Below are 19,983 nucleotides of genomic sequence, written 5' to 3'. Positions count from 1 at the left end.
CTGGCAGCCCCTTATTTTTCTTTGCCGAACAGGCCGGCGGGGCGAATGAGAAGAACGATGACCATGATGACGAACACCACGGTGGAAGACGCTTCGGGGTAGAACACCTTGGTGAAGCCTTCGATGACCCCCAGGCCCAGCCCGGTGAGGATGGAGCCCATGATGGAGCCCATGCCGCCAATCACCACCACGGCAAACACCACGATGATGAGGTTCTGCCCCATGAGCGGCGTGACTTGGTACACGGGAGCAGCCAGCACACCCGCAAAGGCGGCCAGCGCAGCTCCGAAGGCGTAGGTCAGTGTCACCATCACCGGCACGTTGATGCCGAAGGCTTCCACCAGGCGCGGGTTTTCAGTACCGGCGCGCAGGTAGGCGCCGAGCTTGGTTTTTTCGATCACGTACCAGGTGCCGATACACACCACCACCGAGGCCACGACCACCCACGCACGGTAGTTGGGCATGATCATGAAGCCGAGGTTGGTCGCGCCTTCCAGCAGCTCGGGAGTGTCGTAGCCCAGGCCCGACACGCCATAGATGGAACGGAACACGCCTTCGATCAGCAGGGTCAGGCCCAGCGTGAGCAGCAGGCCGTACAGATGGTCGAGCTTGTAGATCCAGCGCAGCAGCAGGCGCTCGATCAGCACCCCGAACAGGCCCACCACCAGCGGTGCCAGCACCAGCATCAACCAGTAGTTGATGCCGAAGTAGTTCATGGCCATCCATGTCAGCAATGCCCCGGTCATGAACAGTGCACCGTGCGCAAAGTTGATGACGTTGAGCAGGCCAAAGATCACAGCCAGCCCCAGGCTGAGGATTGCGTAGAACGATCCGTTGACCAGCCCCAGAAGGAGCTGGCTCAACAGGCCGGGCAATGAGACACCAAAGATTTCCATGGGAGGCAGCAGCAGGTGGAGAGAGTTCAGGTCAGAGGGCCACACCGGGACCGGCGTCCCGCTGGGACAGCCAGGCCGGCGTGGGCCCTCTCAGGGGTTTACTTCCAGAGCGGGCACTTGCTCTCGGCCTTGGTGGTGAACACGGAGTCACCAGGCAGCTTCTTGATCAGCTTGTAGTAGTCCCAGGGCTTGGTGGACTCTGCAGGCTTTTTCACTTCCATCAGGTACATGTCGTGCACATAACGGCCGTCGGCGCGCAGCTGGCCCGAGCCGAAGAAGTCGTTCATCTTCATGCCGCGCCATGTGGTCATGACCTTGTCGGCGTCCACCGACTTGGCGGCTTCCACGGCCTTGAGGTAGTTCATGGTGGCCGAGTAGTCAGCCGCCTGGATTTCGGTCGGCATGCGCTTGGTCTTCTCGAAGAAGCGGGCCGAGAACTTGCGGGTCTCGTCGTTCAGGTCCCAGTACCAGCTGGTGGTGAACTGCAGGCCTTCGGTGTTGCGCAGGCCCAGGCTGTGCACGTCGGAGATGAAGATCAGCAGGCCGGCGAGCTTCATGCTCTTGCCGATGCCGAACTCTTTGGCAGCCTTGATGGAGTTGATGGTGTCACCACCTGCATTGGCCAGGCCCAGGATTTGCGCCTTGGAGTTCTGTGCCTGCAGCAGGAAGGACGAGAAGTCCGACGCGTTCAGCGGGTGGCGCACAGCACCCACCACGTTGCCGCCCTTGGCCTTGACCACGGCGGTGGTGTCGGCTTCGAGCGCATGGCCGAAGGCGTAGTCTGCCGTCAGGAAGTACCAGCTCTTGCCACCACCGTCCACAATGGCCGAGCCCGTGCCCTTGGCCAGTGCCACGGTGTCGTACGCATAGTGCACGGTGTAGGGCGAGCACTGCTCGTTGGTCAGGGCCGAGGTGGCAGCGCCGTTGTTGATGTAGACGCGCTTCTTCTCGGCTGCCACCTTGGCCGTGGCCAGTGCGGTACCGGAGTTGGTGCCGCCGAAGACCATCGTCACACCCTGGGTGTCGATCCATTCGCGCGCCTTGGAGGCTGCGATGTCGGCCTTGTTCTGGTGGTCCGCAGAGATCAGCTCGATCGGCTGGCCCAGCACCTTGCCTCCGAAATCGTCAATCGCCATCTGGATGGCGACCGCACCGTTCTTGCCTTCCACGTCGGCGTACAGGCTGGACATGTCGGTGATGAAACCGATCTTGACCTTGTCCTGCGCGTGCGCGGCCGACGTGGCCAGACCTGCGACGCCCAGCATCAGTGCCAGCACTTTGAGTTGTTTCTTCATGGATTTGTCTCCTGTTGGTGTGGTGGAAGAAAACGGTGGGGAAAGGATGTGGGCGTGGCTCAGACGCCCAGCAGTTCGTTGAGCACGGGCATCTTGGACTCCAGCTCGGCGGCGCCGAACTTCTCCACGATGCGGCCGTGCTCCATGACGTAAAAGCGGTCGGCCAGGGGCGCGGCAAAGCGGAAGTTCTGCTCGACCATGACCACGGTGTAGCCCTTCTGGCGCAGCATGGTGATCATGCGGGCCAGGGCCTGCACGATGACGGGCGCCAGGCCTTCGGAGATTTCATCGAGCAGCAGCAGATTGGCGCCAGTGCGCAGGATGCGGGCCACGGCCAGCATCTGCTGCTCGCCCCCCGAGAGGCGCGTGCCCTGGCTGTTCTTGCGCTCGGCCAGGTTGGGGAACATGGCGTAGATCTCTTGCACCGACATGCCCGGGGTCTTGGTCTTGAGCGCGGGGGGCAGCAGCAGGTTTTCTTCGCACGACAGGCTGGAGAAGATGCCACGCTCTTCGGGGCAATAGCCCACGCCCAGGTGCGCAATGCGGTGCGTGGGCATGTTCACGGTTTCCACGCCGTTGATCTTGACCGAGCCCTTGCGTGCGCCGGTCAGGCCCATGATGGCGCGCATGGTGGTGGTGCGGCCTGCGCCGTTGCGGCCCAGCAGCGTGACCACCTCGCCCGGCTGGACGACGATGTCCACGCCATGCAGCACATGCGACTCGCCGTACCAGGCTTCGAGGTTCTTGATTTCGAGTGCGGGAACGCCAGCCATCAGTGCGCTCCCTGCAGTTGGCCGTCGGTCGTGCCCATGTAGGCTTCCATGACTTGGGGGTTGTTGGACACTTCTGCGTAGGGCCCTTCGGCCAGCACGGCGCCGCGCTGCAGCACCGTGATACGGTCTGCGATGGTGGAGACCACCTTCATGTTGTGCTCCACCATCAGGATGGTGCGGCCGGCAGAAACCTTCTTGATGAGCTGCGTGACGCGGTCCACGTCTTCGTGCCCCATGCCCTGGGTGGGCTCGTCCAGCAGCATCAGCTCGGGCTCCATCGACAGCGTGGTGGCGATCTCCAGTGCGCGCTTGCGGCCATAGGGCAGGTTCACGGTCACCTCATCGGCCAGGTCTTCCAGCCCCACCTCGGTCAGCAGTTGCATGGCGCGGTCGTCCAGCTGTCGCAAGGTGCGCTCGCTGCGCCAGAAGTGGAACGACGTGCCCAGCTTGCGCTGCAGGCCCAGGCGCACGTTCTCGATGAGTGTGAGGTGCGGGAACACCGCCGAAATCTGGAACGAACGGATCACCCCGCGGCGTGCGATCTGCGCGGGCTGCTCCCGCGTGATGTCATGCCCGTTGAAGCGGATGACACCCGAAGTCGGCTCCAGAAACTTGGTGAGCAGGTTGAAGCACGTGGTCTTGCCTGCACCGTTGGGGCCGATCAGCGCGTGGATGGACCCGCGCCGAACGGCCAGGTTCACGTCACTGACGGCGGTGAAGCCCTTGAACTCTTTGGTCAGGCTGTTGGTTTCAAGAATGACGTCGCTCATTGCGCCTTGGCCGCTCCGTAAGGTGCTGAAATGAGGAGCCTTGCAACAAGGTCTCCGGGGAGGTTGGATCGCAACGCATCGTATGTCTCCCTACCCTGCGGTAGATACTGGGACTAATGCCTATGTATAAATGCCTACGTACCCGCCCTGAGGGCGCACAGCGCCCGGGATGTGCGGGCGTGGGCAGCGCGCCAGTGCTCAATCTGGCGCCGCGGCAGGTTCAGAAGCTGGCAACTGGTGGTGGCGCAGCGCCGCGCTCCTCACTGACTTTTTGCTGACAGGCCTTGGCATTCACCGCCGTGGGCACCACCTACAGTCATAGAGGGGCTAGACCGCGCCCCTCCTGCAGCGCCCGGCTGCGCCGCCTACACTGCCACGATGCCCTCTCTCCCCTCCTCCGCGCCCGCCCGTGGCGCCCCTCGCTCGCTCACGGGACTGCTGCCCTTCTTGCGCCCGTATCGTGCGCGTATTGCACTGTCGCTGGTGTTCCTGGTGCTGGCGGCGTTGGCCACCCTGGCGTTTCCCATGGCGCTGCGCAATCTCATCGATGGAGGCCTGGTTTCTGCGACGGGTGACCGGGGAGCGCAGGCCATGGCCCTTCGTGGGCACTTTGAAGAGCTGTTTGCCGTGGCTGTGGCGCTGGGTGGGTTTTCAGCCGCGCGCTTTTATATGGTGAGCTGGCTGGGGGAGCGCGTCACCGCCGACCTGCGCAACGCCGTCTACAGCCATGTGCTGCAGCAAAGCCCCCAGTTCTTTGAGACCACCCAGACCGGCGAGGTGCTGTCGCGGCTGACCTCAGACACAACCCTGGTACAGACCGTGGTGGGTTCGTCGCTGTCGATGGGGCTGCGCAATGCCGTGCTGGGCCTGGGAGCCCTCGTCATGCTGGTGTGGACGAATCCCTATGTGATGTCGGTGGTGTTGCTGGCCGTGGTGCTGGTCGTGCTGCCCACCATGTGGATTGGGCGCAAGGTACGCCGGCTGTCACGCGACAGCCAGGACCGCGTGGCGGACTCCAGTGCCATCGCAGCCGAAGTGCTCAACGCCATCCCTGTGGTGCAGAGCTATACCGCCGAGCCCCGCGAGGCCACGCGGTTTGCGCGGGCCACCGAAGACGCGTTTCGCACGGCGGTCAAGCGCACCAAGGCACGCGCCTTGCTCGTGGCCTTCATCATCATTGCGAACGCAGCGCTGCTGCTCTGGGGGCTGTACCGGGGCACAGAGGCTGTGCTGGCCGGACAGATGAGCGCGGGCCACCTGGGCCAGACCGTGGTGTATGTCATTCTCCTGGCAAGCGCCGTGGCCGTGCTGGGCGAGGTCTACGGAGACCTGCTGCGTGCAGCGGGCGCCACCGAGCGGTTGATGGAGCTGCTGTCCAGCCAGTCCCCCGTGGCGAACCCTGCAGCACCCCAACGACTGCCCACTTCGGATCAGGGGCTGGAGGTGCAGTTTGACAACGTGCAGTTTCACTACCCGTCGCGCCCGGACCAGCCAGCGCTGCAAAACTTCTCACTGCACCTGGCGCCCGGCGAGACGGTGGCGCTGGTGGGTGCCAGCGGCGCCGGAAAAACCACGGTGTTTCAGTTGCTGCAGCGCTTTTACGACGTGGATGGAAACGGGCAGACCGGCAGGCCAGGCGCTACGGCGGGACGCATCTTGCTGAATGGCGTAGACATCCGGGACCTGATGCTGGACACGCTGCGCGCCCATACGGGGACCGTGCCCCAGGATGCCGTGATCTTCTCTGCGTCGGCCATGGACAACATCCGCTATGGCCGTCCAGATGCTTCTGACCAAGAGGTCATGGCAGCCACCAAGGCGGCCTTTGCGCATGACTTCATCATGGCCCTACCGGAGGGCTATCACACGTTTCTGGGCGAGCGGGGGGTACGGCTTTCGGGAGGCCAGCGCCAGCGCATCGCCATCGCCCGCGCCATGCTCAAAAACCCGCCGTTGCTGCTACTGGACGAGGCCACCAGCGCGCTGGACGCGGAGAGCGAGCGCATGGTGCAGGCAGCGCTGGACACCGCCATGCAGCGCCACACGGGCAGAAGAACCACCCTCGTGATCGCCCATCGCCTGGCCACCGTACAAAATGCCGACCGCATCGTGGTGCTGGACCACGGTCAGATCGTGGAGCAAGGCACCCACAGCGCGCTGATGGCGCAAGGTGGGGTGTATGCGCGCCTCGCGGCGCTGCAGTTCACCAGCTGATCGCGGCGCCTCTCGGCAGGGCATCCACACTCAGAACACCCGCACAGGGCTACTGCAAGGTTTCCTTGGCTGCCGCTGGCAGGGGCAACGGCATGACGGCAATGCCCTCGTCCAGGAGCTGCAATGCCTCTTGCGCGGTGGCCTGACCACGGATGGCACGCTCCTGGATCTCGCCGTGGTGCATGCGCCGGGCTTCGTCGGCAAAACGGGGGCCTACATCCTCCGTATTCGCAATGACTTTGCGGGCCAGCTGCAGCCAGGCTGCCTGTAGCGCGGGTGGGAGCGTCGATGCCTCGACCGGTGCATCGGCAGCAGCGCGCGAAACGGAAGATGTGCCGGAAGGTGTCACTGGGGCCGCAGTGGGCTCGCGGGCACCCAGATTCAGGCGCGGCGCGCTCAGACGCTTGTCAATGCGGATGTCCGCGCACAAAGGGCACTGCACCAGGCCGCGCTGCTTTTGGCTCTGAAAGTCATCTTCAGAACCAAACCAGCCTTCAAAGACATGGCCGTGCTGACATTGGAGATCCAGTACCTTCATAAGATGCATCGTACGCCGGTCCGCACCATCAAGAGATCGAGGAAACCGGGCACACCAAGGTGCAGGGTTACATACAAGAGTGCTTCGCCCGATCAGCGAAACCGGTAAAGCAAAGGTCGCGGAAGCGCCGACGCTTCAACACGATCCAGCCAAGGCCCTCACCCGTGGCGACGCAGCAGATACCGGTAGACGAAGCCGGGAAAGGCCAGCGTCAAAAACATGGTGCCGGTGATGGCGTAGAACTCCCATCCCTGCGGTGCAATCTGGCCTGCACGCCGCTCCAGCAGCAAGGCCAGACCGCCCACCAAAAAATACAACAGGATCAGTTCAGCCAACCGTCCGACCAAGGGCTTGCCGTGAGCCGCTGTAGGCCCCACCACCAACCACCGCTGGTTGATGAACGGCAGGTTGGCGGCGATCAACGCCGCCACAATCACGAGCCAGACCGATCCGGTGAGTGACACAGAAAAACTGATCGAGGAGAGAAATTCGACGGATGAACAGTTGCCCGCACAGTGCGGGCGCCTGCTCTCCCGATCAGGTCGCCAGTGCGCGCACCACGGCGTCTGCGCAGAGGGCCATCAAGCCACCTGGCAACAAGCCCAACACCAGCACCAGAGCGCCGTTGATGGTCAGCACTACGCGCACATCCACCGGGGCAGACACATTGGTCGCTGTGAGCGGTGCATCGAAATACATCACCTTCACCACACGCAGGTAGTAGAAGGCACCGATCAGCGACATGATCACGGCAAACACGGCCATCGCCATGTAAATCGGCTGGCCCGAGGCCACCAGGGCCTGCAGAACCGCCAACTTCGCGTAGAAGCCCACCAGAGGAGGAATGCCCGCCATGGAGAAAAGGCAGACTGCCATCACACCAGCGTACAGGGGACTGCGCTGGTTGAGGCCTGCGAAATCGGAGATTTCTTCGCTCTCGAAACCTTCGCGGGCCAGCAGCAGGATCACGCCAAACGCTGCCAGCGTGGTCAGCACATAGGTGATGACGTAGAACATCGAGGCGCTGTAGGCGTTCTCCACCGCAGTGGCGTCCACGTTGCCGTTGATGACCCCGGACATCAGGCCCAGCAGCACAAAACCCATCTGGGAAATGGTGGAGTACGCCAGCATGCGCTTGAGGTTGGTCTGCGCAATGGCTGCTAGGTTACCCACCAGCAACGAACCAATCGCCAGCACAGCCAGCATCTGCTGCCAGTCGATGGCCAAGGGCAGCAGGCCGTCCACCAGCAAACGGATAGTGATGGCAAAGGCAGCCAGCTTGGGCGCGCCGCCAATCATCAGCGTCACGGCCGTGGGAGCGCCCTGGTACACATCGGGAATCCACATGTGGAAAGGCACCACGCCCAGCTTGAAAGCAAGACCTGCCACCACAAACACCAAGCCGAACACCAGCACCTGATGCTTGATCTGGCCGGAGTTGACTGCCTTGAACACCTGACCGATGTCCAGCGAGCCCGTGGCACCGTACACCATGGACAAGCCATAGAGCAGGAAGCCACTGGCCATGGCGCCCAGCACAAAATACTTCATGGCTGCTTCCGTGGCCGTGGCGTTGTCACGGCGCAATGCCACCAAGGCATAGCTCGACAGTGTCAGCAGCTCAAGACCCAGGTAGATCACCAGGAAGTTGTTGCCCGAGATCATGATGAACATGCCGAGCAAGGCGAACATGGACAGCGTGAACAGTTCGCCCCCGCGCAGCATGTCGCGGTCGGCAGCATAGGGGCGGCCGTACACCAGGGTGACCATCATGGCCACGGTGGCAAAGCACTTGAGCCAGTTACCCATGGCGTCGCTCACCACCATGTTGCCAAAACCATAGAAGGTGTTACCGCTGCTGGCGTACATGCCCTGCAGGGCAGCCACCACAGCCAGCGTGAGCATGGTCAGCACGTAGGTGCTGGTGCGGCGAGGGCTGTGAACACCCAGATCGACCAGCGCAATCACGCAGGCCATGGTCAACAGCACAATTTCGGGGTAAATCGCTAGCCAGCTGATGTTGTCAATCATCTCGAATCTCTCAGTTCAGTCTGGTCTGTTCAGTTCAGCTTGGTCTGCGCGACATGCTTGAGCAGTTCTGCCACCGAGGTGTCCATCACATCGGTGAACGGACGAGGGTAGAGGCCCATGGCCAGCACCGCGATGCCCAGAACAGCCAGTACCAGGAACTCGCGGCTGTCGATGTCCGTCAAGCCCTTGACGTTGTCATTGCCCACGGGGCCCAGGTACACACGCTTGAACATCCACAGGGTGTAGGCAGCACCAAAAATCAGCGCCGTGGCAGCGGCCAGACCGATCCAGAAATTGGCCTTGACGGCACCCAGGATCACCATCCATTCGCCCACAAAACCGGCCGTGCCTGGCAGACCGCAGTTGGCCATGGCAAACAGTAAAGCAAACGCCGTGAAGTTGGGCATGGTGTTGACCACGCCACCATAGGCGGCAATCTCACGCGAGTGAACGCGGTCATAAAGCACGCCGATGGACAGGAACATGGCGCCGGACACAAAACCGTGCGCAATCATCTGAACGATACCGCCAGAGACACCCAGGTCGTTGAAAATGAAGAAGCCCAGGGTCACAAAGCCCATGTGCGCCACCGACGAATAGGCCACCAGCTTTTTCATGTCCTTCTGGACCATGGCCACCAGACCCACGTAGATCACGGCGATCAGCGACAAGGCAATCATCAGCCATGCCCACTGGCGTGCAGCGTCAGGAGCGATCGGCAGCGAAAACCGCAGGAAACCGTAGGCACCCAGCTTCAGCATGATGGCGGCCAGCACTGCGGAGCCACCGGTAGGCGCCTCCACGTGCACATCGGGCAGCCAAGTGTGGACGGGCCACATGGGCACCTTCACAGCAAAGGCGGCAAAGAAGGCAAAGAACAGCAGGGTCTGCGCACGGCCGCTCAATGGCAGCTGGTGCCAGGTGGCAATGTCAAAGCTGCCACCCGACTGGTTGTACAGGTAGATCAGCGCGATCAGCATCAGCAGCGAGCCGAGCAGCGTGTACAGGAAGAACTTGAACGCTGCGTAGATCTTGTTGGGGCCGCCCCAGATACCGATGATCAGATACATCGGGATCAGCGTGGCTTCGAAGAACACGTAAAACAGGATGCCGTCGAGTGCACTGAAGACACCGATCATGAGCCCCGAGAGGATCAGGAAAGCACCCATGTACTGGTTCACGCGCTCGGTGATGGACTCCCAGGAAGCAATCACCACGATGACGGTGATGAATGCTGTCAGCGGCACGAACCAGAAGGAGATGCCGTCCACCCCGAGGTGGTAGTGGATATTGAAGCGCTCGATCCAGTCGGCCTTCTCCACGAACTGCATGGCTGCCGTACCCAGCTTGAAGCCATCGTACAGAGGCAGCGTGACCAGGAACCCAATCAAGGCTCCCACCAGCGCCAACCACCGCACTGCACGCGCATGTTCGTCGCGCCCGATGGCGAGCAACAGCGCACCAAACGCAATCGGTGTCCAGATTGCAAGACTCAACAGACCCATTTTTATTCTTCTCCTACTTGTTGAGCCAGACGAAATACGTCATGAGCACAAAAACACCCAGGATCATGACCAGCGCATAGTGGTAGATGAAGCCCGACTGCACCCAACGCACGGCACCGGCCACCCAGCGCACCAACTTCCAAGACCCATTGACCAAGGCGCCATCGATCACCGCCTGATCTCCGCCCTTCCAGAGACCCACGCCCAGTGCACGGGCACCACGGGCCAGGATGTTCTCGTTGATCCAGTCCATGCCGTATTTGTTTTCCAGCAGCTGGTAGACCTTGATCGACTCGAAGAAGCGCTTGAGTGCCGCAGGCACCGCGGGGTTGACCATGTACATGTAGTACGAGGTAGCCACACCCGCTGCGGCAAGCCAGAACGGAGCCGTCTTCAAACCATGCAGAGCCATCTCCCATGCGCTGTGGAAATGCTCAGCAATGTGTGCCATGGACGGGTGCTTGGCAGCATCCACAAAAATGACATCCTTGAAGAAATCACCGAACAGCATGGGCTGGATGAACAGGAAACCCACCACCACTGACGGGATCGCCAGCAGCACCAAGGGGACTGTCACCACCCAGGGCGACTCGTGCGGCTTGGCATCATGACCGTGGTGGTCATCATGGCCATGGTGATCGTCGTGGTGAGCCTCCGGGTTCTGGTCATAACGCTCCTTGCCATGGAAGACCAGGAAGTACATCCGGAACGAATAAAACGCGGTGATGAACACGCCTGCCAGCACAGCGAAGTGCGCGAAGCCCGCACCTGGCAGGTGGCTGAAGTGCACGGCTTCAATGATGCTGTCCTTAGAGTAGAAACCCGAGAACAGTGGCGTGCCGATCAAGGCCAGCGAGCCGAGCAGCGAGGTGATCCAGGTAATCGGCATGTACTTGCGCACGCCGCCCATCCAGCGAATGTCCTGATTGTGGTGCATGCCCATGATGACCGAGCCAGCCCCGAGGAACAGCAACGCCTTGAAGAACGCGTGGGTCATCAGGTGAAACACGGCCACCGAGTAGGCCGAAGCGCCCAGGGCCACCGTCATGTAACCCAGCTGGGACAGCGTGGAGTAGGCCACCACACGCTTGATGTCGTTCTGGATGATGCCCAGGAAACCCATGAACAATGCCGTGATGGCACCGATCACCAGGATGAAGTTCAGCGCGGTGTCCGACAACTCGAACAGCGGTGACATGCGCGACACCATGAAGATACCGGCCGTCACCATGGTGGCCGCGTGGATCAGTGCCGAAATGGGGGTGGGGCCTTCCATCGAATCGGGCAACCAGACGTGCAGCGGGAACTGGGCTGATTTGCCCATCGCACCGATGAACAGGCAGATGCAGATCACGGTGACGAGCATCCAGCTGGTGCCGGGGAACGACAGCGCGCCCAGATCGCCAGCCTTGGCGAAGATCTCGCCATAGTTCAGGGTGCCGGTGTAGGCGGCGATCAGACCAATGCCCAGAATGAAGCCGAAGTCACCCACGCGGTTGACCAGAAACGCCTTCATGTTGGCGAAGATAGCAGTAGGCTTGTTGAACCAGAAGCCAATCAGCAGGTAGGACACCAGGCCCACAGCCTCCCAGCCGAAGAACAGCTGCAGCAGGTTGTTGCTCATGACCAGCATGAGCATGGAGAACGTGAACAGCGAGATGTAGGCAAAGAAGCGGTTGTAGCCCTCGTCCTCTTCCATGTAGCCGATGGTGTAGATGTGAACCATCAACGACACGAAGGTCACGACCACCATCATCATCGCGGTGAGGCTGTCAATCAGGAAGCCCACTTCCATCTTCAGGCCACCCACCACCATCCAGGTGTACAGGGTTTCATTGAAGCGGGCACCGTCGAGTGCAACGCTCTTGAGCGTCATGGCCGACAGGATGAACGCGACCAGTACGCCGAGGATGGTCAGGGTGTGGCTCAAACGACGACCGATCCAGTTACCACCGAAGGTCGTACCGAAGATGCCGGCCAGCACGGCGCCCGCAAGCGGTGCCAAAGGCACAGCCAGGAGCGTTGAAGCAGAGAGGGTTTGACTCATTCTTGAGAACCTTGGGAATACTCGTGACCCATCAACCCTTAAGGGTGTTGAGGTCTTCCGCGTTGATACTGGATTTGTTGCGGAACAGCAGCACCAGGATGGCCAGGCCGATCGCCGATTCGGCGGCTGCCACGGTCAGGATAAAGAACACGAACACCTGGCCGTGCATGTCTCCCAGGTAGTGGGAGAACGCCACGAAGTTCATGTTCACGGCCAGCAGCATGAGCTCAATCGCCATCAGCAGCACGATCAGGTTCTTGCGATTTAGGAAGATGCCAATCACAGCGAGCGCAAACAGCATGGCGCCCAGCGACAAAAAGTGGCCCAGAGTCAATGTCATGCTTTTTTCTCCTCGGCAGCAGCTTGAGCAGGCTCTTCCACCGCAGGCTTTTGGGTGGCGGCCACCTTGACCACAGCCAGACGATCGGCTGCACGCACACGAATCTGCGTGGATGGATTAATGGCCTTGCTGTCCTTGCGCTGACGCAGGGTCAGAGCGATGGCAGCAACCATGGCCACCAACAGAATGACTGCCGCGATCTCAACGGGGTACAGATACTGGGTGTACAGCAGCTTGCCCAGCGCCTTGGTATTGGAGTAAGGGACCACATGGCCAGCGGCATCGACCACGGCAGCGATCGCCTTGGGCTCTTCCATGCCACGGAATCCCCCCATCAACACGGCCGCCATTTCCAGGGCGATGACCGCCCCGATGAGAGCCGCCAATGGGAAGTGCTTCCAGAACCCCTTGCGCACGGTATCGATGTGAATGTCCAGCATCATCACCACGAACAGGAAGAGCACCATGACGGCGCCCAGGTACACCAGCACCAGTGCAATCGCCAGGAACTCGGCCTTGAGCAACAGCCAGACAGCCGCCGCCTGCGAAAACGCAAGGATGAGATACAGCACCGCGTGCACGGGGTTGCGCGCAGTGATCACCCGGAAGGCCGCGAACAGCAGCACCACCGAGAAGAGATAGAAGAAACCAGTCTTGGCGTCCATGAATCGGGTCTTTATAGAAAGTCTGGCAAAGAGGCTGAAACCCGCACCGCTCAGCGGTACTTGGCGTCTGCAGCCTTGGCTGCCGCAATTTCACCTTCGTACCGGTCGCCCACGGCCAAGAGCATGTCCTTCGTGAAATACAGGTCACCACGCTTTTCGCCGTGGTATTCAAAGATGTGTGTTTCGACGATCGAATCGACCGGGCAGCTCTCTTCGCAGAACCCGCAGAAAATGCACTTCGTCAGGTCAATGTCATAACGCGTGGTGCGGCGCGAACCGTCGGCACGCACATCCGATTCGATGGTGATGGCCATCGCGGGGCATACGGCTTCGCACAGCTTGCAAGCGATGCAACGCTCCTCGCCATTGTCATAACGGCGCAGCGCATGCAGTCCACGAAAACGTGGCGACAAAGGCGTCTTTTCTTCAGGGAACTGCACGGTCACCTTGCGGCGAAACGCATAGCGGCCAGTCAGGGCCATCCCCTTGAGCAACTCCACGAGCATGAAGCTCTTGAAGAAATCCTTGAACGAAAAAGGTGCAGCAGCAGCAACAGCAGTCATTTGTGTCCCCGCTTATTTCCAGATATTCCAAGGCGAGAGCAACCACCCGCCAACAATCAACAAGTACACCAGCGTGACCGGAATGAAAATCTTCCAGCCCAGACGCATGATCTGGTCATACCGGAACCGTGGGAAGGTGGCCCGGATCCAGATGAACATGGACACCACAAGGAAGGTCTTGAGACCCAGCCAGATCCAGCCCGGCACCCAGTTGAACAGAGCGCTGTCGATCGGAGGCAACCAGCCACCCAGGAACATCAGCGCCGCCAGAATGGATACGAGCCACATGCTGGCGTATTCGGCCAGGAAGAAGATCGCGAACCCCATCCCCGAGTACTCGACCATATGGCCGGCCACGATCTCTGCCTCGCCTTCCACCACGTCGAAGGGATGGCGATTGGTTTCTGCCACGCCAGAGATCAGGTAGACGAGGAAGATCGGCAGCAAGGGCAGCCAATTCCAGGACAGGAACGTCAGGCCCTTGTCTGCAGCCATGCCTCTGCCCTGCCCCAGCACGATTTCCGTCAGGTTCATGCTGCCCGAGACCATGATCACGACCAGGAAACAGAAACCCATTGCGATTTCGTAGCTCACCATCTGCGCCGAAGCCCGCAGTGCACCCAAGAAGGCGTACTTGGAGTTGGAGGCCCAGCCCGCAATGATCACGCCATAGACTTCGATGGACGTGATGGCCATCACCAACAGCAGGCCGGCATTCACATTCGCCAGGGCCACATCGGGACCGAAGGGAATCGCCACCCAGGCAGCCAGGGCCGGCATGATGGCCATGACAGGCCCCAGGACAAACAGGCCCTTGCTGGCCGCCGTGGGCTGGATGATTTCCTTGGTCAGCAGCTTCAGCGCATCGGCAATGGGCTGCAGCAACCCCATGGGTCCCACGCGGTTGGGGCCATGGCGCACTTGCATGAAGCCCAGCAGCTTACGCTCCCACAACGTGAGGTAAGCCACGGCACCCATCAGCGGTGCCAGGATGCAGACGATCTTGATCAGGATCCAGAGCACTGGCCAGACAATGCCGGTCCACCACCCAAAGGAGAGCAGGTTCAGGCCCGCGTTGTAGATCGCGTCGATCATGCGGCCACTCCTTCACGTGCCATGCGTGCGTCGGCTGTCAGCTGCAGCGACGTGGAACGGCGCACCAAGCCGTCCAGTTGATAGATGGAAGCCACGACCGGTTCACCAGCTGCAGCCGTCGCAGCGGGCACTGCCTTCACAGCATTCGACAGCTGTACGGCAGGCACTTGAGTGACGGTACCGGCAGGGGCATTTGTGGCACGGGCCAGCACGTCCTGGGAGGTTTCGAAGTCGAAACCTGGAACGCCCAGCAGATTGGCCAGCACGCGCAGAACCTTCCATGCCGGACGGGTATCGCCCAGCGGGCGCACCACAGCATGAAAACTCTGTATGCGCCCTTCGGCGTTGACAAAGCTGCCCGAGGTCTCGGTGAACGGAGCAATTGGCAACAAAACGTCACTGAACTCCATGTTGGCCTTGAAGGGGCTCAACGTGACCACCATTTCTGCACCAGCGAGGGCAGTTGCAGCTTGAGCACCCGCCGCAGAATCGTGGAAGGGCTCAGTGTTCAGCAGCACCGCCGCCTTCAAACCACCGGAGAGCATTTGAGCCGCATTCAGACCACCGTTGACAGGGTGAGCGCCCGCAAACTGCGCGCCCACGGTATTGGCGGCTTCTGTCAGGTAACCCACCGTCGCGCCGGTGTTCTCTGCAATCCAGTTGGCCCATGCCAGCAATGGGGTGGCTTGCGCATGGTGCGCCGCCGCATTGCCCAGCAGCACAGCCTTGCGCTCGCCGCCCAGCAGCGAGCGGGCGATGGCCTGGGCAGCCTCGTTGGCCGCACTGGCACCTTGCGGAGCAGCAACACCCTTTTCCTGGGCGATGGCGGAAGCAATGCCTCCGAGCATCTCTACCCATTGGCCAGCCCCCTGCTCCACAAATGTCTGCACTGGCATGGCCCAGTCATGGGTGACCGAAGCGATGGCATTGACCTGGCAGCCATGGCGGGCCGCCTGGCGGATGCGCTGCGCAAACAGCGGATGGTCCTTGCGCAGGTTGGAGCCCACCACCAGCACGCGCTGCAGTGTGGACAACGAAGCGATGGACGTACCGAGCCAGCGAATACCTTCGGGCGCAGCGAACTCGGCGTTGCGCAGGCGATAGTCGATGTTGTCGCTGCCAAGGCCACGCACCAGGGCGCTGGCCAGATACAGCTCTTCCACCGTGCTGTGAGGGCTCACCAGCGCACCAATGCTGGCGGCGCCGTGATCGTTCTTGATGTTCTTGAGACCGTTGGCCACGTATTCCAACGCAGTCTGCCAGTCCACTTCCTTCCACACACCGCCCTGCTTGAGCATGGGCTGGGTCAGGCGGTCGTCACCGTTGAGCGCTTCGTAGGAGAAACGATCACGGTCGGCAATCCAGCATTCGTTGACGGCCTCGTTTTCAAACGGGACCACGCGCATGACCTTGTGGTTCTTGACTTGGACAATCAGGTTGGCACCAGTGGAGTCATGTGGACTCACCGAACGGCGGCGCGACAGTTCCCAGGTGCGAGCGCTGTAGCGGAAAGGTTTGCTGGTCAGTGCTCCGACGGGGCAGATGTCGATCATGTTGCCCGACAACTCGGAGTCCACCGTGTCGCCGGTGACCGTGGTGATTTCAGAATGTTCGCCACGATGGATCATGCCGAGCTCCATCACGCCTGCCACTTCCTGGCCGAAGCGCACGCAGCGGGTGCAGTGGATGCAGCGGCTCATCTCTTCCATGGAGATCAGCGGACCCACGTCCTTGTGGAACACCACACGCTTTTCTTCCTCGTAACGCGAGGAAGAACCGCCGTAGCCCACCGCCAAATCCTGCAGCTGGCACTCGCCGCCCTGGTCGCAAATAGGGCAGTCCAGGGGGTGGTTGATGAGTAGAAACTCCATGACCGACTGCTGAGCCTTGATGGCCTTGTCGCTCTTGGTGCGCACGATCATGCCCTGCGTGACCGGTGTGGCGCAGGCAGGCATGGGCTTGGGCGCTTTTTCCACGTCCACCAGGCACATGCGGCAATTGGCGGCGATCGAAAGCTTCTTGTGGTAGCAGAAATGCGGAATGTAAGTGCCCGCCTTTTCAGCCGCATGCATCACCATGCAGCCTTCGGCGACTTCCACCTTCTGACCGTCCAGTTCAATTTCAACCATATGTTCTCTCGCGATCAGACGGAAGTCGCGGCCTGTGGAGCCTTGTTCCGGATCAGTGCCTCAAACTCGGGACGGAAGTGTTTGATCATGGCGCGCACAGGCATGGCTGCGGCATCACCCAGCGCACAGATGGTGCGGCCCTGGATGTTGTCTGCCACGGAATTAAGCAGATCCAGGTCGCCCTCGCGGCCCTGACCATGCTGGATGCGATCGATCACGCGCCACATCCAGCCCGTGCCTTCACGGCAAGGCGTGCATTGGCCGCAGGATTCGTGCGAATAGAAATACGACAGACGCAGCAGGCTCTCGACCATGCTCCGGGAGTCGTCCATGACGATCACGGCACCCGAGCCCAGCATGGAGCCAGCCTTGGCGATGGAGTCATAGTCCATCGTGCATTCCATGATGACGGACGCCGGCAGGACAGGGGCCGACGAACCGCCAGGGATCACCGCCTTGAGCTGGCGGCCTTTGCGCACACCACCGGCCAGTTCCAGCAGCTTAGCAAACGGGGTACCCAGGGGCACCTCATAGTTACCGGGCTTTTCAACGTCGCCGGACACCGAGAAGATCTTGGTGCCGCCGTTGTTGGGCTTGCCGCACTCCAGGTAAGCCGCTCCGCCGTTGCGGATGATCCATGGCACGGCCGCAAAGGTTTCCGTGTTGTTGATCGTGGTGGGCTTGCCATACAGGCCAAAGCTGGCGGGAAACGGTGGCTTGAAACGGGGTTGCCCTTTTTTGCCTTCCAGCGATTCGAGCAATGCAGTTTCTTCACCGCAAATGTAGGCACCAAAACCATGGGCTGCGTGCAACTGAAAACTGAAACTGCTGCCCAGGATGTTGTCACCCAGGTAGCCCGCTGCCCGTGCTTCTTCCAGCGCAGCTTCAAACCGTTCGTAGGTTTGGAAGATCTCGCCGTGGATGTAGTTGTAGCCGACAGAGATGCCCATCGCATAGGCAGCGATGATCATGCCTTCGATGACGATGTGCGGGTTGAACTGCAGGATGTCACGGTCCTTGCAGGTACCAGGCTCGCCCTCGTCGGAATTGCACACCAGATATTTCTGGCCGGGGAACGAGCGGGGCATGAAGCTCCACTTCAGGCCCGTAGGGAAGCCCGCGCCGCCGCGGCCACGCAGACCGGATTCCTTGACAGTGGCAATGACCTGATCTTGCGTCAGGCCCTCGTTACCGTCCTTGCCCAGGATGCGACGCAGCGCTTGATAGCCGCCACGCGCTTCGTAGTCCTTGATGCTCCAGTTGCTGCCATTCAGGCCCGCATAGATCTGGGGGTTGATGTGGCGGTCGTGGAAACAGGTCTGAACACCTGTGGCCTGGAACTGGGAGAGTATTTGGGCTGCCGCGGTCATCACTTGCCCTCCGCGGCGCGCAGGCCGTCCACGAGCTGGTCGAGCTTGTCGTTGTCCATGAAGCTGCACATCGTGCGATCGTTCACCAGCATCACAGGAGCATCGGCGCAAGCACCCAGGCATTCGCACTGCTGCAGGGTGAACAGGCCATCAGGCGTGGTCTCACCCATCGACACACCCAGCTTCTTTTCCAGGTGATGCAGCGCCTTCTGCCCGTCGCGCAACTGGCAAGGCAGATTGGTGCACACGTTGAGCTTGTACTTTCCCACCGGTTGCTGGTTGTACATGTTGTAGAAGGTCGTGACTTCGTGCACGGCGATTTGTGCCATGCCCAGATAGTCAGCGATCACCGCCTCGCTCTCGGCGCTGACGTAGCCTTGCTCCTGCTGAACGATGGACAAGCACGCCATCACCGCAGACTGCTTCTGGTCTACGGGGTACTTGGCCACTTCGCGCGCAAACCGCGCCTTGGTCGCTTCGGTAATCATCGGTCAATCTCTCCGAACACGATATCCATGGTGCCAATGATGGCGACGGCATCCGCAATCATGTGGCCACGCGCCATTTCGTCGAGCGTGGCCAGATGCGCAAAACCCGGCGCCCGGATCTTGAGGCGGTAAGGCTTGTTGGCACCATCGCTCACCAGGTAGATACCGAACTCACCCTTGGGGTGCTCCACCGCCGCGTAAGCTTCGCCTTCGGGGACGTGGAAGCCTTCCGTGAAGAGCTTGAAATGGTGGATCAGCTCTTCCATGTTCGACTTCATGGATTCACGCGCAGGCGCGGCAACCTTGTGGTTGTCGGTGATCACCGGGCCGGGGTTGGCCTTGAGCCAGTCCACGCATTGCTTGATGATGCGATTGGACTCGCGCATTTCCTGCACACGCACCAGATAGCGGTCGTAGCAGTCGCCGGTCTTGCCCACTGGCACGTCGAAGTCGACGCGGTCGTATGCATCGTACGGCTGGGTCTTGCGCAGGTCCCAGGCAATGCCGGAGCCGCGAAGCATGGGGCCAGTCATGCCCAGATTCAACGCCCGCTCAGGCGGCACCACGCCGATGCCTACGGTGCGCTGCTTCCAGATGCGGTTGTCGGTGAGCAGCGTTTCGTACTCGTCCACGCAGCCGGGGAACCGCTGCGTGAAATCGTCGATGAAGTCCAGCAAAGAACCCTGGCGATTCTGGTTCAGAGCCTCCAGTGCCTTGGCGTTCTTGATCTTGCTGACCTTGTACTGCGGCATGCTGTCGGGCAGATCGCGGTATACGCCGCCGGGACGGAAATACGCCGCATGCATGCGCGCACCAGAAACCGCTTCGTACATATCGAACAGGTCTTCACGCTCGCGGAAGGTGTAGATCAGGATCGTGGAGCTGCCGCAGTCGTTACCGTGCGAACCGAGCCACATCAGGTGGTTCAGCAGGCGCGTGATTTCGGAGAACATTACGCGGATGTACTGCGCGCGCACCGGCACTTCCAGGCCCAGCAATTTTTCAATCGCCAGACAGTAGGCGTGCTCGTTGCACATCATCGACACGTAGTCCAGCCGGTCCATGTAAGGCAGCGACTGGATGTAGGTCTTGTGCTCGGCCAGCTTTTCGGTGGCGCGGTGCAGCAGACCGATGTGCGGGTCAGCGCGTTGCACGACCTCGCCGTCCAGCTCCAGCACCAGGCGCAACACACCGTGCGCCGCAGGGTGCTGCGGACCAAAGTTCAGGGAATAGTTCTTGATTTCAGCCATGATGAATCACATGA

18 protein-coding genes are annotated in these 19,983 nt (G+C 60.9%); 1 reads left to right on the top strand and 17 read right to left on the bottom strand.

Annotated elements, in window-relative coordinates; genetic code table 11:
- Positions 1 to 11 precede the first annotated feature (11 nt).
- From ACODSM_RS03705 to ACODSM_RS03690, 4 genes are all read right to left on the bottom strand, one after another.
- Positions 12 to 896 (bottom strand): branched-chain amino acid ABC transporter permease, encoded by an 885-nt coding sequence (locus ACODSM_RS03705; protein WP_015013288.1) that lies wholly within the window; start codon positions 894 to 896, stop codon positions 12 to 14.
- Positions 897 to 994: 98 nt separating this feature from the next.
- Positions 995 to 2,191 (bottom strand): ABC transporter substrate-binding protein, encoded by a 1,197-nt coding sequence (locus ACODSM_RS03700; RefSeq protein ID WP_015013287.1) that lies wholly within the window; start codon positions 2,189 to 2,191, stop codon positions 995 to 997.
- 59 nt (positions 2,192 to 2,250) lie between these two features.
- Positions 2,251 to 2,964, bottom strand: a complete 714-nt coding sequence (locus ACODSM_RS03695; RefSeq protein ID WP_060987252.1) for an ABC transporter ATP-binding protein — start codon at positions 2,962 to 2,964, stop codon at positions 2,251 to 2,253.
- Positions 2,964 to 3,734, bottom strand: coding sequence for an ABC transporter ATP-binding protein (locus ACODSM_RS03690; RefSeq protein ID WP_015013285.1), 771 nt, complete (start codon positions 3,732 to 3,734; stop codon positions 2,964 to 2,966). Before ACODSM_RS03690 ends, ACODSM_RS03695 begins: the two co-directional genes overlap by 1 nt.
- A 378-nt stretch (positions 3,735 to 4,112) precedes the next feature.
- Here ACODSM_RS03690 and ACODSM_RS03685 point away from each other — a divergent pair, with 378 nt between their 5' ends.
- Entirely contained in the window at positions 4,113 to 5,948 is a 1,836-nt protein-coding gene (locus tag ACODSM_RS03685) for an ABC transporter transmembrane domain-containing protein (protein ID WP_488804356.1), read from the top strand.
- Between the two features lie 49 nt (positions 5,949 to 5,997).
- On the opposite strand, the gene ACODSM_RS03680 is transcribed toward ACODSM_RS03685, so the two are convergent.
- The 13 genes from ACODSM_RS03680 to ACODSM_RS03620 all read right to left on the bottom strand — a co-directional run bounded on the left by ACODSM_RS03680 (position 5,998) and on the right by ACODSM_RS03620 (position 19,969).
- On the bottom strand, positions 5,998 to 6,486 hold the full coding sequence (locus ACODSM_RS03680) for a DUF1178 family protein (RefSeq protein WP_488804355.1): 489 nt from the start codon (positions 6,484 to 6,486) through the stop codon (positions 5,998 to 6,000).
- A 158-nt stretch (positions 6,487 to 6,644) separates the two neighbouring features.
- Positions 6,645 to 6,950 (bottom strand): DUF2818 family protein, encoded by a 306-nt coding sequence (locus ACODSM_RS03675; protein WP_488804354.1) that lies wholly within the window; start codon positions 6,948 to 6,950, stop codon positions 6,645 to 6,647.
- Positions 6,951 to 7,023: 73 nt separating this feature from the next.
- The gene (nuoN, locus tag ACODSM_RS03670; protein ID WP_488804353.1) at positions 7,024 to 8,517 is read right to left on the bottom strand and encodes an NADH-quinone oxidoreductase subunit NuoN; all 1,494 of its coding nucleotides are present in this window, start codon (positions 8,515 to 8,517) and stop codon (positions 7,024 to 7,026) included.
- 29 nt (positions 8,518 to 8,546) lie between these two features.
- Complete coding sequence (locus tag ACODSM_RS03665) at positions 8,547 to 10,022, bottom strand: NADH-quinone oxidoreductase subunit M (RefSeq protein ID WP_015013280.1); 1,476 nt, start codon at positions 10,020 to 10,022, stop codon at positions 8,547 to 8,549.
- A 13-nt stretch (positions 10,023 to 10,035) separates the two neighbouring features.
- A complete protein-coding gene (gene nuoL / locus ACODSM_RS03660) occupies positions 10,036 to 12,069 on the bottom strand; it encodes an NADH-quinone oxidoreductase subunit L (protein WP_488804352.1) in 2,034 nt (677 codons plus the stop codon).
- Between the two features lie 31 nt (positions 12,070 to 12,100).
- The gene (gene nuoK / locus ACODSM_RS03655) at positions 12,101 to 12,409 is read right to left on the bottom strand and encodes an NADH-quinone oxidoreductase subunit NuoK (RefSeq protein ID WP_005793248.1); all 309 of its coding nucleotides are present in this window, start codon (positions 12,407 to 12,409) and stop codon (positions 12,101 to 12,103) included.
- Positions 12,406 to 13,074, bottom strand: coding sequence for an NADH-quinone oxidoreductase subunit J (locus tag ACODSM_RS03650; RefSeq protein ID WP_488804351.1), 669 nt, complete (start codon positions 13,072 to 13,074; stop codon positions 12,406 to 12,408). Before ACODSM_RS03650 ends, nuoK begins: the two co-directional genes overlap by 4 nt.
- 50 nt (positions 13,075 to 13,124) lie before the next feature.
- The gene (nuoI, locus tag ACODSM_RS03645; RefSeq protein WP_010463942.1) at positions 13,125 to 13,637 is read right to left on the bottom strand and encodes an NADH-quinone oxidoreductase subunit NuoI; all 513 of its coding nucleotides are present in this window, start codon (positions 13,635 to 13,637) and stop codon (positions 13,125 to 13,127) included.
- A gap of 12 nt (positions 13,638 to 13,649) precedes the next feature.
- Entirely contained in the window at positions 13,650 to 14,732 is a 1,083-nt protein-coding gene (nuoH, locus tag ACODSM_RS03640; protein WP_015013277.1) for an NADH-quinone oxidoreductase subunit NuoH, read from the bottom strand.
- A complete protein-coding gene (gene nuoG, locus ACODSM_RS03635; RefSeq protein WP_488804350.1) occupies positions 14,729 to 16,861 on the bottom strand; it encodes an NADH-quinone oxidoreductase subunit NuoG in 2,133 nt (710 codons plus the stop codon). The genes nuoH and nuoG overlap by 4 nt, the downstream gene beginning before the upstream one ends.
- A 14-nt stretch (positions 16,862 to 16,875) precedes the next feature.
- A complete protein-coding gene (gene nuoF / locus ACODSM_RS03630) occupies positions 16,876 to 18,231 on the bottom strand; it encodes an NADH-quinone oxidoreductase subunit NuoF (protein WP_488804349.1) in 1,356 nt (451 codons plus the stop codon).
- Entirely contained in the window at positions 18,231 to 18,719 is a 489-nt protein-coding gene (gene nuoE, locus ACODSM_RS03625; RefSeq protein ID WP_488804348.1) for an NADH-quinone oxidoreductase subunit NuoE, read from the bottom strand. The genes nuoF and nuoE overlap by 1 nt, the downstream gene beginning before the upstream one ends.
- Positions 18,716 to 19,969 carry an NADH-quinone oxidoreductase subunit D gene (locus tag ACODSM_RS03620; protein WP_015013273.1) on the bottom strand — a complete coding sequence of 418 codons (1,254 nt, stop codon included), beginning with the start codon at positions 19,967 to 19,969 and terminating at the stop codon, positions 18,716 to 18,718. The genes nuoE and ACODSM_RS03620 overlap by 4 nt, the downstream gene beginning before the upstream one ends.
- Between the last annotated feature and the right edge of the window lie 14 nt (positions 19,970 to 19,983).

The sequence above is a fragment of the Acidovorax sp. FG42 genome, from assembly GCF_057809195.1.
The sequence above is the reverse complement of the archived record's forward strand: the minus strand, read 5'-3'. Positions and strand labels throughout refer to the sequence as shown.